Source organism: Alcaligenes sp. CHO6 (assembly GCF_037120595.1).
GTDB lineage: Bacteria > Pseudomonadota > Gammaproteobacteria > Burkholderiales > Burkholderiaceae_B > Alcaligenes > Alcaligenes ammonioxydans.
In genome coordinates this window covers 1-15,622 of record NZ_JBANCI010000007.1, presented here as the reverse complement: position 1 = coordinate 15,622, position 15,622 = coordinate 1, and the positions used below count along the sequence as shown (strand labels likewise).

11 protein-coding genes are annotated in these 15,622 nt (G+C 58.3%); 8 read left to right on the top strand and 3 right to left on the bottom strand.

Features of this window, described 5'->3' with window-relative positions; genetic code table 11:
* Nucleotides 1–29 precede the first annotated feature (29 nt).
* On the bottom strand, nucleotides 30–2,465 hold the full coding sequence (locus V6936_RS17025; RefSeq protein ID WP_301605965.1) for a penicillin acylase family protein: 2,436 nt from the start codon (nucleotides 2,463–2,465) through the stop codon (nucleotides 30–32).
* A 185-nt stretch (nucleotides 2,466–2,650) separates the two neighbouring features.
* Here V6936_RS17025 and V6936_RS17020 point away from each other — a divergent pair, with 185 nt between their 5' ends.
* The 6 genes from V6936_RS17020 to V6936_RS16995 all read left to right on the top strand — a co-directional run bounded on the left by V6936_RS17020 (nucleotide 2,651) and on the right by V6936_RS16995 (nucleotide 8,970).
* Entirely contained in the window at nucleotides 2,651–3,238 is a 588-nt protein-coding gene (locus V6936_RS17020; protein ID WP_003802253.1) for a hypothetical protein, read from the top strand.
* Nucleotides 3,239–3,697: 459 nt separating this feature from the next.
* The gene (locus tag V6936_RS17015) at nucleotides 3,698–4,873 is read left to right on the top strand and encodes an ABC transporter substrate-binding protein (RefSeq protein WP_100214854.1); all 1,176 of its coding nucleotides are present in this window, start codon (nucleotides 3,698–3,700) and stop codon (nucleotides 4,871–4,873) included.
* Between the two features lie 67 nt (nucleotides 4,874–4,940).
* Nucleotides 4,941–6,836 carry an ABC transporter permease gene (locus V6936_RS17010; protein WP_059318872.1) on the top strand — a complete coding sequence of 632 codons (1,896 nt, stop codon included), beginning with the start codon at nucleotides 4,941–4,943 and terminating at the stop codon, nucleotides 6,834–6,836.
* The gene (locus V6936_RS17005) at nucleotides 6,833–7,600 is read left to right on the top strand and encodes an ABC transporter ATP-binding protein (RefSeq protein ID WP_131070872.1); all 768 of its coding nucleotides are present in this window, start codon (nucleotides 6,833–6,835) and stop codon (nucleotides 7,598–7,600) included. Before V6936_RS17010 ends, V6936_RS17005 begins: the two co-directional genes overlap by 4 nt.
* Nucleotides 7,597–8,376 (top strand): ABC transporter ATP-binding protein, encoded by a 780-nt coding sequence (locus V6936_RS17000; RefSeq protein WP_131070871.1) that lies wholly within the window; start codon nucleotides 7,597–7,599, stop codon nucleotides 8,374–8,376. The genes V6936_RS17005 and V6936_RS17000 overlap by 4 nt, the downstream gene beginning before the upstream one ends.
* A gap of 45 nt (nucleotides 8,377–8,421) precedes the next feature.
* Nucleotides 8,422–8,970 carry a DUF924 family protein gene (locus tag V6936_RS16995; protein ID WP_131070870.1) on the top strand — a complete coding sequence of 183 codons (549 nt, stop codon included), beginning with the start codon at nucleotides 8,422–8,424 and terminating at the stop codon, nucleotides 8,968–8,970.
* Between the two features lie 374 nt (nucleotides 8,971–9,344).
* On the opposite strand, the gene V6936_RS16990 is transcribed toward V6936_RS16995, so the two are convergent.
* Nucleotides 9,345–12,197, bottom strand: a complete 2,853-nt coding sequence (locus V6936_RS16990) for a c-type cytochrome (protein WP_301605964.1) — start codon at nucleotides 12,195–12,197, stop codon at nucleotides 9,345–9,347.
* Nucleotides 12,194–12,670 (bottom strand): (2Fe-2S)-binding protein, encoded by a 477-nt coding sequence (locus V6936_RS16985; RefSeq protein WP_003802266.1) that lies wholly within the window; start codon nucleotides 12,668–12,670, stop codon nucleotides 12,194–12,196. The genes V6936_RS16990 and V6936_RS16985 overlap by 4 nt, the downstream gene beginning before the upstream one ends.
* Before the next feature lie 396 nt (nucleotides 12,671–13,066).
* Between V6936_RS16985 and V6936_RS16980 the strand changes: the two genes are divergently transcribed.
* Nucleotides 13,067–15,325, top strand: a complete 2,259-nt coding sequence (locus tag V6936_RS16980; protein ID WP_003802268.1) for a xanthine dehydrogenase family protein molybdopterin-binding subunit — start codon at nucleotides 13,067–13,069, stop codon at nucleotides 15,323–15,325.
* 86 nt (nucleotides 15,326–15,411) lie between these two features.
* Nucleotides 15,412–15,622: alpha/beta fold hydrolase (locus V6936_RS16975; RefSeq protein ID WP_442892628.1), on the top strand; the 211-nt coding region annotated here is incomplete at its 3' end.

Sequence of the window (15,622 nt, the reverse complement as noted above, 5' to 3'; positions counted from 1 at the left end):
TGGTTCAGGTCCCGTTTTTCATGGCCGTGTTAGTAGTGCAAGGTCTGGGTGGTTTCACTGGCGCTGTCTATGTCTGATGCGCTGATGGCATCGCGCTTGCACTTGAACGAGGCAAACATGTCCAGCTGATCCGAGTAATGCGGATCGGCTTGCCCTTTGGGGTTGATAAAGCCGCTTTGTCCTGGCGGCATGATCGAGCACATACGCACCCCGCTTGGGTCCATTACGTACTGGAAGCGAGCGCTGCCGGTGTTCAGATACGGCGTCACACGATGCTCATAGGCGGTGTCAGACCACGGCACCCCGATCGCGTTGCGAGCTGCAAACAGCATGGAAACTGCCGGGGCACGCCATTGTGCGGGCTGTGCGCCTTGCAACTTTTGCAAATGGACGACGGCCTTCTCCAACGCTTCCAGGACCAGCTCCGGGGCAGGGCGGCCCTGGAGAAAATCAATTGTTTGCGGGACACCGGCAGCCGGGCCCTGGATCGCATTCCAGATCAGTTTGGCCGCAGCGGCTGGCTGCGCGCTGCGCGGGTCATCCATGGCGGGATACAGGTTTTGCGTGTAGGTCTTGTAGATGCTGTCAGGCAAACGACCTTGCAGAAAGACGGGCACCGCGGCATGCATCCAGGCTTGCATGATGGCCGGGGCACTGCCTTCGTAGTGCTTGCCATCGTTGCTCACGTGCAGCTTGTAATCCCAGCCTTTCAATTGTTCGGCAGCTTGACGAGCCAAGGCACTGGCGTGGGGTAGTTGGGCCGCCTCCTGAATGAAGGGCGCAAAGTAACGCGCATTCAGGTCAGAGCGAGCGCCCAGGGAATCGATACCCCAGATCTCTTCGTCGCTCAGGCGTTGTTTGGCTTGCAAAGGAGCCAGCAATTCCTGCACGCGGTCCACATAGGAAAAGTTGGAGTTGTCTGCCAGCAAGGCGCTATAGGCCTTGTTGTTCCAGCTGGCAATATAAGCTTGCTGCGGATTCAGGATTTTGGGGTTGTGGTCAAAGCTCAGAAAGCCCTGCCATTCCATGCTGCCATCGCCGGCGGCAGGGAACTGAATGGCCTGCCTGGCCGGGCGCTGGGGTAAAAGACCCAGTGCGGCGGCACCGATATTGTTTTTGGTATCCGCATAGAACCAGGTAATGGAGGCGCTGACGCGGGCAGCCTGGGCCATGAACTCTTCCCAGTTCCTGGCTTTGGCCGCATGAGCCCAGCCCAGCAGGGTTTCAATTTCCCGACCCTCCCAACTGCGGCGGTTGGCGTAGGCGGTGTTGTTTTTCTGGTCCCAACTGCTGACATAGCCTTGAGCCGCACGGTATACATCCAGCATCACATCGTCTTGCCCGCGCACTTTGATACGCACCTGCTTGTGCTCCATGGGACGCCAGGCGTTGTTGTACCAGTAACGGTGCGGGTCGCCTTCTTTCAAGCGCAATTGGTAGACGTCGTTGGTGTCGAGCGAACCGACGGTAGAGCCCCAGGCAATTTGGCCATTGGTACCGAACAGGATAGCGGGCAGGGCAACGGCAGTGCTGCCTGTCAGATCGTAACCGGCTCCGTGCAGGCCAACGCTATAGGTAATGGACGGGGTGTACCAGCCTTGTTGAGGACCGTTGTACAGCACGGCATGACCATGAGTCGTCTTTGCGGGGCCCAGTAGCCAGGCATTGCTGGCCGTAGGCGTGCCAGCGGCCACGGTGGGCCCCAGGGCCAGGGCTTGCTTATGCAGATAGTCTTGCGCCGCTTGCGAGGACAGAGCTTGCAAATGCCTGGGCAGATCGGCCAGCGCGGTCTTGGCCTCGGGCTGGGGAATGATGGTGGGGGCGGTGGGGTCGTTCAGCCAGCGCAATTGCTTGTACAGTTGTTCGCCACGCTCCGCACCCTGATCAGCCTTCAGGGTTTCCAGCAGATTCAGATTGGCCACTTCTGCCGTCCCGGCAAAGAAGCGGTTCAGAATCAGGCCCACCCAAACCATGGCAATGTCTTCGGGCTGCCATTCGGTCGGCTCAAAGCCCTTATCCAGAAACTCCTTGGGCATCAAGGTATCTGGCTGGGCTTTCACCTCGCGCACGCGCTGGGTAAACCCGGCGGCATAGCCTTCAAACATGGCGCGATCCTCGTTGGACAGGGCGGCCAGTTGCTGGCGGATGGAGTCCGGGTCGATATTGGTGTGGGTGACTTTGTCCAGCTCCAGAAAGTCCGGTCCCAGCACTTCGGCTACCGTTCCCCAGCCCGAGCGCTTGGCAATTTCCATCTGGTACAGACGGTCAGTGGCCACTGCATAGGCATAGCCATAAAACAGGCCGTAGGTGCTGTCCGCATAAATATGCGGTATGCCGTAGTGATCGCGTTTGATGGTGACACTGCGATCCGCAGGAGGCGTGGTGGCGCAGGCGGCCAGTAGCAGGCTGGTGGTCAGCAGACCCAGGCCTAGCCGGGATGGGAAGCGACGGGGGGAAGTCAACATCAGGTCTCCTCATGAGCTGCCTTGCAGGCGCACGTTTTTTTATATTCTGAGAATATAACGTCAAAATTCTTTAGGTATTGATATTTCCAGTTGAAGCTTTATAGAGGATTTCCCCAGTATCCGAAGACGGACAGGAACAGAAGTTGCTGGGTCACGGGTGTCTATTTTCCTGAGGGAGCCAAGTCATGGAACGCATTATCGCCGCGCAGTTCGATACTTTTGAGCAAGCCCAGCAAGTGGCCGGAATGCTGCGAACCCAGGGTGTGGTAGAGCGAGATAGGCAGATTTTCTATCTCAAGCCTGGAGGCCAGCATGCCCAATACCCGATTGGAGGCGACAGGACCCTGGACAAGGCGGCGCGTGGCGGCGGGCTGGGAGCCATGGTGGGCGGGGTGGTGGGGGCCGTGCTCGGCTTAGCGGTGGGTTGGTGGTTGCTTGGCATGACGGGCTGGCCACAGTTTGTGCTGATTGCCTTTCTGGCGCTGGGGGCGTATGTGGGTGCCATGGTGGGGGGAATTGTGAAACTGGGAGGCCGCAAACCTGTCCGAGAACCCTTGAACCGAGTCTCCGGAGTCATGCTGGCGGTGCGCCTGGGGCAGGCCGATGAGGCCGCGCTGGTGCGTCAGATGCAGCAGGGCGGTGGTTATGCCATCGAATGGGCGGATGGCACCTGGAGCGAGGGCCAATGGCAGGACTTCAATCCTACCCGTACCCCCCAACTCTATGATTTGCCTTCCGCGGGGCAAAACGTGCATGAGACACGCAGTGGATGAGATCGGGCCCAAACCGTGGCTGACGTGTCGGGTCGCCCCCCTCATCCCGGGTTTTTTAGCCGATTAATGCCCCATTGCCGGATATGATGGAGCAGTTTATGAAATCCATGATTCGGCGCGTGCAGGAACGAAGCGGGGTGCTAGTGTTGTAATCCTTGGGCTTATTGAGTGTAGTCACTGTATATCGGCAATTTCTCGAGCCTGGGGCAAACAGCTTTTTCTGCTCATTTTCTTCTCGGTTTCCTTGCTTTATCGGCTTTCTGCGTGGCTTGTTGTGTTTTATGTTTAAAGTGTTCAAGGGTATATCCCTAGGTCTTGGCCGATTTACTCGCAAAAATACCATGTGTACACTTTAAATCACTAAAACAAGACAAGTTGCTGAGTCGTGTTTCGCCTCACAAGCCCACGGAGAAGACAATGAACAAGACATTTGCAGGGGTAGCACTGGCAGGAACGATGATGTTGCAAACCTTGGGGAGCGCCGCTGTTGCCCAAGACGTGATCAAGATTGGGGAGCTGAACAGCTACAAGTCCCAGCCTGCATTTTTGGGGCCGTATCGAAACGGGATGGAGCTGGCGGTTGAGCAGATCAATCAGGCCGGGGGGATTCACGGCAAGCAGTTGCAGTTGATCATCAAGGATGACAATTCCAATCCCGGCGATGCAGTACGCGCTGCCGAGGAATTGATCTCGCGTGAGAAGGTGGATGTGCTGACCGGGACTTTCCTGTCCAATATCGGTCTGGCCATTACGGACTTTGCCAAGCACAAGAAAGTCTTTTTCCTGGCCAGTGAGCCCCTGACGGACAAGATCGTCTGGGCCGATGGCAACCGCTACACATTCCGTCTGCGCAATTCCACCTACATGCAGGTGGCCATGCTCGTGCCCGAGGCGGTCAAGCTGAACAAGAAGCGTTGGGCGATTGTGTATCCCAACTACGAATATGGTCAGTCGGCTGTTGCCACCTTCAAGACCTTGATGAAAGAAGCCCAGCCCGATATCGAGTTTGTGGCCGAGCAGGCCACGCCGCTGGGCAAAGTGGATGCGGGTGCTGTGGTGCAGGCCTTGTCCGAGGCCAAGCCTGATGCCGTCTTTAATGTGCTTTTTGCCTCCGATCTGGCTCGTTTGGTACGGGCGGGCAATCAGCGTCAGTTCTTCAGCCCGGCCCTGCCCGTGGTCAGCATGTTGACCGGCGAGCCGGAATACCTTGACCCATTGGGCGAGGAAACCCCCGAGGGCTGGATCGTGACAGGCTACCCCTGGTATGCCATCGACACCCCTGAACACAATGCGTTCCTGAAAGCCTATCAGGACAAATACAACGAGCACCCGCGCCTGGGCACCATTATTGGCTACAGCACCATTGTGTCGATTGCTGCCGGGATTGAAAAAGCCGGCTCTACGGACACAGAGGCCATGATCAAGGCCTTCCGTGGTCTGGATGTGATGACGCCTTTTGGCCCCATTACCTACCGCACGCAGGATCATCAGTCCACGCAAGGGGCGTATGTGGGTGTGCTGGCCAAGCAAGATGGCAAGGGCATCATGACCCATATCCGTTATGCCGATGGCAAAGATGTACAGCCTACGGATGAGCAGGTCAGCCAGTGGCGTCCTGCCGCGGCCAATCAATAATTCCAAGAACGCAGTATTTCGTAGATCGGCGCGCCGTCTGGCGCGCCACTTCTGACGCGAGGCAGTAATGGCCTTATCGGGTTTATGGGTGCAGTTCCTTAACGGACTGGCCGAGGCATCGTCTTTGTTTCTGGTGGCGGCAGGTTTATCCCTGATCTTTGGGGTGACACGCATTGTCAACTTTGCACATGGCTCCTTATATATGCTGGGTATCTACCTGGCGTATTCCACGGTGCAATTTCTGGGCGGTTCAGCCCTGGGTTTCTGGGCCGGCCTGATTGTGGCGGCGCTGCTGGTGGGCGCCCTGGGGGCATTACTGGAAATCGTGCTGTTGCGGCGTATTTATAAAGCGCCCGAGTTGTTCCAGTTACTGGCTACCTTTGCGTTGGTGCTGGTCATCAATGATGCGACTCTTGCCGTATGGGGACCGGAGGATCTGCTCGGGCCACTGGCCCCGGGCCTGACCGGTTCCATTTCCATTGCAGGACGCTTCTTTCCGGTTTATGACCTGGTGCTGATTGTGATCGGCCCGGTGGTGCTGGGCTTGCTGTGGTTGTTGCTGACCCGTACCCGCTGGGGCGTGCTGGTGCGTGCTGCCACGCATGACAGGCAAATGCTGGGCGCGCTGGGTGTCAATCAGGCCTGGCTGTTTACCGGCGTCTTTGCCCTGGGGGCTTTTCTGGCTGGTTTGGGGGGAGCCGTGCAGTTGCCGCGTCAGCCCGCCAATCTGTTGCTGGACTTGAGCGTGATCGGTGACGCCTTTGTGATTGTGGTGGTCGGAGGCATGGGCTCCATCCCCGGTGCTTACGTGGCGGCGTTGATCGTTGCTGAATTGAAGGCGCTGTGTATCGCTCTGGGTACAGTCACCATGTTTGGCGTGGATTTTGCCTTTCCCAAATTGACGCTGGTGGTGGAGTTTATTTTCATGGCCGTGGTGCTGGTGTTCCGGCCCTGGGGCTTGTTTGGTCGCGCCCAGGCGGTCAGCCGTAATTCGGCTCCGATTGAAGCTCCTTTGCGGGCCGGGAGCACGGCCTTCCAGATCATGGTGTTGCTGGTTCTGGTCGTGATGGCTGCCTTGCCCTTACTGAGCGACTGGTTCCCCTACGCGCCTGTGCTGGCCCTGGATATTCTGGTCTTGTCCCTGTTCTCCTTGAGCCTGCATTTCATGATGGGGCCAGGTGGGATGAACTCGTTTGGTCATGCCGCCTACTTTGGGCTGGGTGCCTATGCGGCGGCACTGCTTTTCAAGGCCGCGGCCTTGTCCATGGGCTGGTCCCTGATCCTGGCTCCGGCCGTTGCGGGTCTGGGGGCGCTGGTTTTTGGCTGGTTCTGCGTGCGGCTGTCCGGGGTCTATCTGGCTATGCTGACCTTGGCCTTTGCGCAGATTGTGTGGTCAATCGTGTATCAGTGGGACAGTTTTACGGGCGGCTCCAACGGCGTGGTGGGCATCTGGCCGGCAGAGTGGTTGTCGGGTGATCGCTACTATTACTTCGCTTTGTTGTTGGTGGCGGTTGCCGCCTTCCTGCTGCGGCGTATTTTGTTCTCGCCCTTTGGCTATGCCATGCGTGCCAGCCGTGATTCGGCCTTGCGGGCCGAGGCGATCGGCATACCTGTCAAGCGGGTGCAGTGGTTGACCTTTATTCTTGCGGGCACATTTGCAGGGCTGGCCGGCGCCTTGTTCGTCTTCTCCAAAGGCAGCGTATCGCCCGAGGTGATTGCGGTGAACAAGTCGGTGGACGGTCTGGTCATGGTGTTGCTGGGCGGTTTGCAAACGCTGGTTGGCCCGGTGGTAGGCGCAGCGGTGTTTACTTTGTTGCAGGATTTCTTTCTGGGCGTCACACAGTATTGGCGGGCCTTGTTCGGTGGCGTGATTTTGCTGCTGGTTCTGGCTTTCCCGCAGGGCATTGCTGGCTTTTTCAAGCGCTGGGCGCATCGTCCCGTGGCATCGGAGGCATCGTCATGAGTTTGTTGCAAGTACGGGGGCTGAAAAAAGCGTTTGGCGGCAATCTGGCCGTGGACGGTATCGAGTTCGATGTGCAGGCCGGCGAGTTTCTGGCCTTGATCGGGCCCAATGGCGCAGGCAAGACGACGACGTTCAATATGGTAGGGGGGCAGTTGACGCCCACGGCCGGGTCAGTGCGACTGGGCGACCAGGAACTGGTGGGGCTGGCGCCCCGCAAGATCGCGGCCATGGGCGTGGGTCGCACGTTTCAGATTGCGGCCACCTTTGCGTCCCTGACCGTGGTGGAGAACGTGCAGATGGCTTTGCTGGCGCATCAGAAAAAGCTCTTCTCTTTCTGGCGTCGGGCGGCTCAGTTCGAGCGTGCGCGAGCGTTGGACTTGTTAAATCAGGTGGGCATGCTGAGCCAAGCCGAGCGGCCCTGCAGCGAGCTGGCTTACGGGGATGTGAAGCGGGTGGAGTTGGCGATTGCGCTGGCCAATGATCCGCGTCTTTTGCTGATGGACGAACCCACAGCCGGCATGGCGCCCAAAGAGCGCAATGAGCTGATGCGTCTTACCAAGAAACTGGTGATCGAACGCAATATGGGCGTGCTGTTTACCGAACACAGCATGGACGTGGTGTTCGAGCACTCGGACCGCATGCTTGTGCTGGCTCGGGGGCGACTGGTGGCACAAGGGGATGCAGACTATATCCGTCAGCATCCCAAGGTGCAGGAAGTGTATTTTGGTACAGGTAAAACATTCGAGAGCAAGGAGTCAGCATGACGCAGGCTGTGTGGGCCGGTTCTGAACGGGCTGGCGAAAATGGGGCGAACGGGCAAGCCCTGCTGCGTATTGAGGGCCTGAATGCCTGGTATGGCGCGGCGCATATTCTGTTTGACCTTGCCTTGACCGTGCAGCGGGGCGAAGTTGTTGCGCTGATGGGCCGTAACGGCGCGGGCAAGTCCACGACCTTGAAGTCCATCATGGGTTTGATGGAGCGCGCCAAAGGCCATATCGAGTTTATGGGTCAAGTCATCCACGATAAGCAGCCTTTCGAAATTGCACGTGCCGGCTTGGGTTTTGTGCCCGAAGATCGACGTATTTTTACTGACCTGAGCGTCACGGAGAACCTGGAGGTGGGCCGTCAGCCGGCTCGGCGCTGGCCGGATGGCTCGGCAGCTCCTCACTGGCAGCCCGAACGTTTGTACAGCCTGTTTCCCAATCTGGGCCAAATGCAAGACAGGCCTGGCGGACAAATGAGCGGGGGTGAGCAGCAAATGCTGACCGTGGCTCGGACCTTGATGGGTAATCCGTATCTGGTCTTGCTGGACGAACCTTCTGAAGGGGTGGCGCCTGTGATTGTGGAGCAGATGGTGAACATGATTCTGGAACTCAAGCAGGCCGGTGTCAGTATCTTGTTGTCCGAACAGAACCTGCACTTTGCCGAACTGGTTTCGGATCGGGCTTATGTGCTGGAAAAAGGGCAAATACAGTACAGTGGCACGATGCAGGAATTAAGCGCCAACGAGCAGGTGCGGCGCACTTACCTGTCTGTTTAAGGTCACGCTCCGATTAGGAGGGCGTACCGTTTCCAGGAGAACACCATGGTAGATGCACGTCCCCATCCTCAGGCAGTGATAGCCTTCTGGGTCGAATCAGGGCCAGAGAAATGGTTTCGCAAGTCCGATGACTTCGATCAGGAGTTTCGCGAACGATTTTTGGACTGGCATGAGCGTGCGGCCAAGGGCGAGCTGGACGATTGGGCGCAGACCGCAGAAGGGGCCTACGCCTTGCTGATCTTGCTGGACCAGTTCCCACGCAACGCCTTTCGGCACACTCCTCGCATGTATGCGACCGACGAAAAGGGTTTGGCGATTGCCAAGGAGATGGTGGCCAAGGGGCTGGATAAACACATTCCGGCAGAGCGTCGTGTGTTTTGCTACCTGCCGTATTCCCATGCCGAGAATCTGGCCGATCAGCAAGAGGCCGTGCGCCTGAATCAGGAAATTGGCCGTCCCTGGCTGGATCATGCCCAAGAGCATCTGGATGTGGTGGAGCGCTTTGGCCGCTTTCCGCATCGCAACTCGATTCTGGGGCGTACTACGACAGCGGAAGAACAAAAGTTTCTGGAGACTGGTGGTTTTTCGGGTTGATGGGTGCTGAGTCTGGGCTAGGCTGGGGGCTTGGTCTTGGTCTTGGTCTTGGTTTGGATTCGGGGCCTGATGCTGATTTGGGCTGGGCCTAGAACTGAGCCAGGATTGTGATTGGCGCTGGAGCTTAGGCTTGCTGGGAACACAAGTTTCGATTGTTGGCCCATGCTTTGACCCAAACCCAAACCCAAATATCTACGTAAACTCAAGCTCCCGATCAATCCTTCAGCGTGCTGGTCGAGAGCCTGCCTTGAGAGTTCCTGGTTTTATCCAGTTTGACGGCAATGAGCCCAAAACAAAGGCGGCCAAGTGAAAGCTTGAAGCCGCCTTTGTTTCATCTGCCGTGTGTCTGAACACAATCGACGGACACGCCCTGTCTACAAGTGACCTTTCTGTTCTCGTATGGTCGCAATCTTGTCTTTTAATCCCGTCCAGGCCGGTTTGTCCGGTGCAAAACGCGCCCGCATATAGTTCAGCAGGTCTTCCATCTGCTCATCATTCATGCTGTTCTTGAAACCGGGCATGGAACCCAGGGTGGGCTGCGCCGGACGGGTAATGCCGTGCATCAGTACCTGAATCGTATTGTCGGGGTGCTCACTGTGCAGATTGCTGTTCAGGGCCAGAGACGGACGGGCACCAAATAGTACCGGGCCACCTCGCGGGTCATGGCAAACTGCACAAGCGCCGTTGAACAGGTTTTCGCCCGGCATCACCATCACTTCCTGAGTGCTGCGGCTGTTTTGCTCCAGTAATGCAGCCTGCGCAGCATGGGTTTGTTCCTGTTCAGGATCGACCGGGTTCAGGCTGCTCAAGTAATGGGCCATGGCACGCACGTCCGACTCAGGCAGTTCAGCCAGTCCTGCGACTACCGGGCCCATGGGCCCGGCGGCCACGCCATGACGGGGGGAGTAGCCGGTGCGCAGGTATTGGTACAGCTCCTGTTCTGTCCAGGGGATGGGGGCTTTGGACAGGCTGTTGAGCGCAGGTGCCTCCCAGTTGTCCGCAAAACCGCCGGCCAGGAAATTCGCTTCACCGCTTTTTTCTGCGCCCAGCATATTGCGCGGACTATGGCAGGCGGCACAGTGTCCGCTGCTGTTGACCAGGTACGCTCCGCGGTTCCATTGCACGGTTTGCGTCGGGTCGGGCACATACGCATTGGGGTCTCGATGAAACAGCAGATTCCAGCCCGCTACCAAAGGCCGCATATTCATGGGGAAAGGCAGTTTGGTTTCGGGTGGCTTGGCCTTGACCGGCTCTTGTGTCATCAAATAAGCGTAGAGCGACTGCATGTCCTCGTCGCTGATTTTGGCAAAAGCGGTGTAAGGAAAGGCCGGGTACAGATGACGACCATCCTGATGGATGCCCTCGCGCATGGCGCGTTCAAAGGCTTTGTAGCTCCAGCCCCCAATGCCGGTTTCTTTGTCTGGGGTGATGTTGGTGGTGTAGATCGTTCCAAACGGGGTCTCCAGACCCAGGCCGCCCGCATTGGGCTTGCCGCCTTCTGCCGTGTGACAGACCATGCAGTCACCCGCAATGGCAACCAGCCGCCCACGCTCGATGGCGCGCTCCGAAAAGATGGATGTATCCACGTGCCCCACTGGAGCAATGGCGGGCCGCCAGGGCAGGGCGCTCAGGATGGTGCCGGTTGCCACCGCGGCTAAGGCTCCCCACCAGGCTTTGCGTTTTTTACTGCTGGCGCTGGTGGTGGCCTGATAAGCCAGTGCCAGAGACTGTTCGTTAAAAGGAGCACTGGTCAGGCGGATGCCACTGGCATTGAAAATGGCATTGGCAATGGCGGCCGCAGCGGGTAGCTCCACGCCCTGATTCCAGGCCAAGGGCTGGCCGACGGCCGCTTCTCGTTTGACCAGTTGGACGGTAGGTTTGCCGGCAGATTTATCTATCGCTTCCGTGACAGGGGGCTTGCCGCTATGAGCGCCGCTTTTGCCCAGATCCTGGTTCAGCAGTTGCTGCGCCCACCGCCCCAGTCTGTCAGCCAGGGCAGGGGCCGATTCCGGTACTCGTTCCGGGTTGTCCTGTTCCGTACTGTCGTGTCCAACGGTCAGCCTGTCTATGCTTAACGTCCCCTGGCGGGTGTCGACGCTCACGTCTACAGCCCACGCTGACCACTGCTCACGGGCTGCCTGTCCAGGGATGTGTTCCACAGTATGGCTGTAGGCCAGCCCGCGACCTTTGCGTATCGGCCCCTGGTGAGCCGGCAGGGGTCCGGACCAATCCGACTGTTGCGCAACGCGTTGCAGCAATTCGCGCCCTTGCGGGCTGCGGACATGCTCCAGTCGTGCCTCCAAGGGGTCCAGTCCCAACTGGTGGCAGGCCTGATCGAACTGTGACTCTTGGGCAAAGACGGTGGCCTGGGCCAGACTGTCGGGGTCACTGCTGGCGGCAGCGCCATCACTATTAGGAAGGGGGGCGGAAAAGTAGTCGCTTTGTACTGCCAGGCCGCTGCTGGGCAAGCCTTGCTGGTCGCAAAGAATGGCGGCCAGGGAAGGACGCACACCAGACAAGGTGTTCAATTGCCAACGGCACGCCTGCAAGTGGGCAGTCAGATCGTTTGGCTCGGCGGCGCCTTGATAGACGCTCAGGCGAATGCTGGTTTCGCTTTGGCTGGCCCGAACTTGCACGGCCTGGGGGCGGCCAAAGGCCATGAGCGCTGCATCCATCGCGCAGTCGTAGGCATCGGCTTGATTGTCGGCCGTATCGTGCAGATGGATCTGCTCACTGGGCAGGCCGCTCAAGGCTTGCAGTTCTATCAGCAGAGCCGCGGGGCGCCGGGTGTGCGCCCAAACAAAAAGCTGCTTGTTGTGATAGCAAGCGCGGGCCCAGGCAGTATGCGGGTGCTCGAGGGCAGACTGCCACTCATAGCCTTGGTCGGGGGGGCTAAGCGTGGGCGCGCGGGCGTCATCCGCTGGCAGAGCGGCTTGGCTTGCCGCGACGGGCGTGACCCAGCGAGCATCCAGCAAGGCGGCGCCTTGCTGGGCCTGCTCGGCTTGAACAGCCAGCACGCCCAGGAAATTACCGATATGTACACAGTCCACGACACCGGGCACTTGCAGGGCGGCCTGTTTGTCGACGGTCTGTAATTCCGCACCCAGATACTGGCCGTTTTCGTAGGACCAGTAAGGAGGGCGCACAACAACGCCATGCAGCAAGCGGGTGTCACTGGGCAGCTCGGGCCACAGCGCTCGGGAAAAGTCCTGTACTGAATGACTCATTGCCGGGCCTTTGCAACACGCAGGGCGGCCTGCATGATCTCTACATGGGTGCCGCAACGGCACAGGTTATAGCGCAGTTCATCCCGAATCTGTGCTTCCGTGGCTTGCGGATTACGGTCCAGCAGAGCCTGGACAGTCATGACCATTCCATTGAGGCAATAGCCGCATTGTGCCGCCTGGCAATCAATGAATGCCTGCTGAACATCATTGGCTTGTCCGTTGTGGGTCAGGCCTTCCAGCGTGGTGATCTGGCGATTCTCCACCAGGCTGACGGGCACTACACAGGAGCGGGCGGCCACGCCGTCGACCAGAACGGTGCAAGCGCCGCACTCGCCCAGCCCGCAACCAAACTTGGGGCCGTTGAGCTCCAGATCGTTGCGCAGCACATAAAGCAGCGGGGTATCGGGTTCCACCTCGATGATGTGGGTCTCTTGATTGACCCGCAAAGTGTGCGGGCGAGTACAAGGGTTCATGGGTTTCACCTTGGGTAGATCGCACCTTGTTGTCGGACAGGATGGGCGGTGCTTTTATCAGTTCGGTATTGATATGCTTAAATTAAGTGTATACACTTTAATTTATTGAGTAAATAGATTCTACTACTCCCTTGAGGTATCAATCAAAGGCCTTGTGGGAAGTCATGAAAAATTCCGCGAAATCTCATTTAGTATAGGGTTTACACTGATTATTGGGCCCTTGATTTTATCTTTATAGTAGTTGTGGAAAATAAGGTCTGTTGCGGTTTATTTGTTTTATTAGGGCGTGTACGCTAGTAATTGAAGGTTTGTCGAGCGCTTGGGTGGATTGTCAGGGGCCGAGCCCGGACTGTCCCGTGCCAGACCCTCTATAAAGAGCCCAGCCAGGAGAGAGTGATGTCTTACGATGCGCCGCGTCACCAGCAGCAGGATTTGCTCAGGGCGTGCGGCACCTTGCTGATTTTAGCGGCACCGGTACGGCCTCCCAAGCCTTCGCCCGGTCAGCCCGGCGTGGTGTCCGAATATTTGCAGGCGCACGACGATGTTTTTGTCGCGGTGTCCGAGCAGGGGTGGGTGCGCGCGTTTCATGGACATGTGGATCTGGGTACGGGTATTCAGACCGCACTGAGCCAGATTGTGGCAGATGAGCTGGATGTGTCCATGGCCCGTGTGCAAATGGTGCTGGGGCATACCGATGCAGTGCCCAACCAGGGTCCCACCATCGCCAGCGCGTCCATTCAGATTCATGCTGTACCGCTGCGCAAGGCGGCGGCTCAGGCACGTCAATTGCTGCTGGCACAAGCCGCGCAACGCTGGACGCTGCCCGCCGATCAATTGCGTGTGGATGACGGCACAGTCATTGCTCCGGACGGGCGCAGCCTGACGTACTGGCAATTGCTGGAAGGTCAGGAACTGCGGGCCTATCTGGATAAGGAAACTCCCACCAAACCGGCCGAGCAATTGCGCATTGTCGGGACCGCCCAGGCGCGTGTCGATATTCCGGGCAAGGTCGCGGGGCAGTGGGTCTATGTACACGATGTGCGTGTACCCGGCATGTTGCATGGCCGTGTTGTGCGCCCTCCTTATACCGGACGTGATAGTGGCGACTTCATCGGTTGCAGCCTGGAATCCGTGGACGAGGAGTCCATCCGTCATATTGCCGACGATGTGCGTGTCGTGGTGATTGGCGACTTTATTGGGGTGGTCGCGGCTCGTGAAGAACACGCCATGCGTGCCGCCCGTGAATTGAAAGTGCGCTGGAAAGCGATTCCTCCTTTGGAGGATATGAATAATCTGGAGCAGTTGATTCGTCGTCAGCCCATGACGGAGCGCTTGCTTGTCGATAAAGGGCCGGACTTTGATGCATTGCCGCCCGAAGGCAAACGCTTGAAGCGTACTTATGTCTGGCCTTTTCAGTTGCATGCGTCGATAGGCCCTTCTTGCGCAGTGGCGCACTATCAGCCAGGCCATAGCCGGATCTGGTCGGGCACACAGAACCCGCATATGTTGCGCGTTCACTTGAGCCAGTTGCTGGGCGAGGACGAGGCGGATCTGGAGATTATCCGTCATGAAGCGGCGGGTTGTTATGGTCGCAATTGCGCTGACGACGTGTGTGCCGATGCCCTCTTGCTGTCACAGGCGGTGGGGGCGCCGGTACGCGTGCAACTGACGCGTGAACAGGAGCACGGTTGGGAGCCTAAAGGTGCGGCTCAGTTGATGGACGTGGTCGGTTCCATGGATGTTGAGGGGCAACTGCGTCACTACGAGTTCGTGACCCATTACCCCTCCAATGATGCGCCGAATCTGGCTTTGTTGCTGACCGGTCGGGAGTCGGCGGCGCCCCGGCAACTGGAGATGGGCGATCGCACGGCGGTGCCGCCTTACAGCTATCCCAAGCAGCGCATTGTGTGCCAGGACATGCCCGCGATTGTGCGTGCCTCCTGGTTGCGCGGCGTGTCGGCCATGCCCAATTCGTTTGCGCATGACTGCTTTCTGGACGAGCTGGCGGTGGAGGCGGGTGTAGACCCGCTGAGTTATCGCCTGCGCTATCTGGATCAGGATGTGCGCGCCCAGGAGCTGCTGCAGGCAGTCGCGGACAAAGGCCAGTGGCAGATTGGACATCGTGGTTCGCGCGGGCAGCCCGATGCGCAGGGCTATCTGTATGGTCGTGGCCTGGCGTATGCCCGTTATATACACAGCAAGTTTCCCGGTTTTGGCGCAGCCTGGTCGGCCTGGTTGCTGGACCTGCGAGTGCATCAGGATACGGGAGTGATCGAGGTTCAGCAGATTTACGTCGGTCAGGACACGGGCCAGATGGTCAATCCTGCGGGAGTGCGTCACCAGATTCACGGCAATGTCATTCAATCCTTGAGCCGCAGCCTGTATGAACAGGTGCGTTTTGACGCGCAAGGGGTGGTCAGCGCGGAGTGGGGGGCATACCCGATTATCGATTTCCCGCGCATCCCGCCCATTGAGGTGATTTTGATGGACAGGCAGTCTGAACCGCCGATGGGGTCGGGCGAGTCTGCCTCCGTGCCCTGTGCCTCGGCGATTGCCAATGCTTTGTTTGATGCAACTGGCCGACGTTTTCGGCAGGTGCCCTTTACACCGGATGTGGTCCGGGCCGCGCTGGCTGCTACGCCCCAAACGGTGTAGGCAGCAGCAATTTTCAGGGATCGGGTTCAGGGCCTTTTAGCAGTACCGGGCTTTGGACCTGACGGTTTCAATCCAAGGACAGATTAATGAGTACCTTTCTTTACGGCGGCCATGTTCACGCCAATGGCATTCGTCAGCATTACCTGCGTTACGGTGGTTCCGTCGGTGGGCGCGATCAGCGTCCTGCGGTCATCATTGTTCCCGGCATTACCAGCCCGGCGGTGACCTGGGGTTTTGTGGGCGAGCAGTTCGGCCAGCACTTTGACACCTATATTCAGGACGTGCGTGGCCGTGGTT

Coding starts and splice junctions, on each gene's coding strand:
- V6936_RS17025 (WP_301605965.1), bottom strand. CDS start 2,465: ATGTTGACTTCCCCCCGTCGCTTCCCATCCCGGCTAGGCCTGGGTCTG.
- V6936_RS17020 (WP_003802253.1), top strand. CDS start 2,651: ATGGAACGCATTATCGCCGCGCAGTTCGATACTTTTGAGCAAGCCCAG.
- V6936_RS17015 (WP_100214854.1), top strand. CDS start 3,698: ATGTTGCAAACCTTGGGGAGCGCCGCTGTTGCCCAAGACGTGATCAAG.
- V6936_RS17010 (WP_059318872.1), top strand. CDS start 4,941: ATGGCCTTATCGGGTTTATGGGTGCAGTTCCTTAACGGACTGGCCGAG.
- V6936_RS17005 (WP_131070872.1), top strand. CDS start 6,833: ATGAGTTTGTTGCAAGTACGGGGGCTGAAAAAAGCGTTTGGCGGCAAT.
- V6936_RS17000 (WP_131070871.1), top strand. CDS start 7,597: ATGACGCAGGCTGTGTGGGCCGGTTCTGAACGGGCTGGCGAAAATGGG.
- V6936_RS16995 (WP_131070870.1), top strand. CDS start 8,422: ATGGTAGATGCACGTCCCCATCCTCAGGCAGTGATAGCCTTCTGGGTC.
- V6936_RS16990 (WP_301605964.1), bottom strand. CDS start 12,197: ATGAGTCATTCAGTACAGGACTTTTCCCGAGCGCTGTGGCCCGAGCTG.
- V6936_RS16985 (WP_003802266.1), bottom strand. CDS start 12,670: ATGAACCCTTGTACTCGCCCGCACACTTTGCGGGTCAATCAAGAGACC.
- V6936_RS16980 (WP_003802268.1), top strand. CDS start 13,067: ATGTCTTACGATGCGCCGCGTCACCAGCAGCAGGATTTGCTCAGGGCG.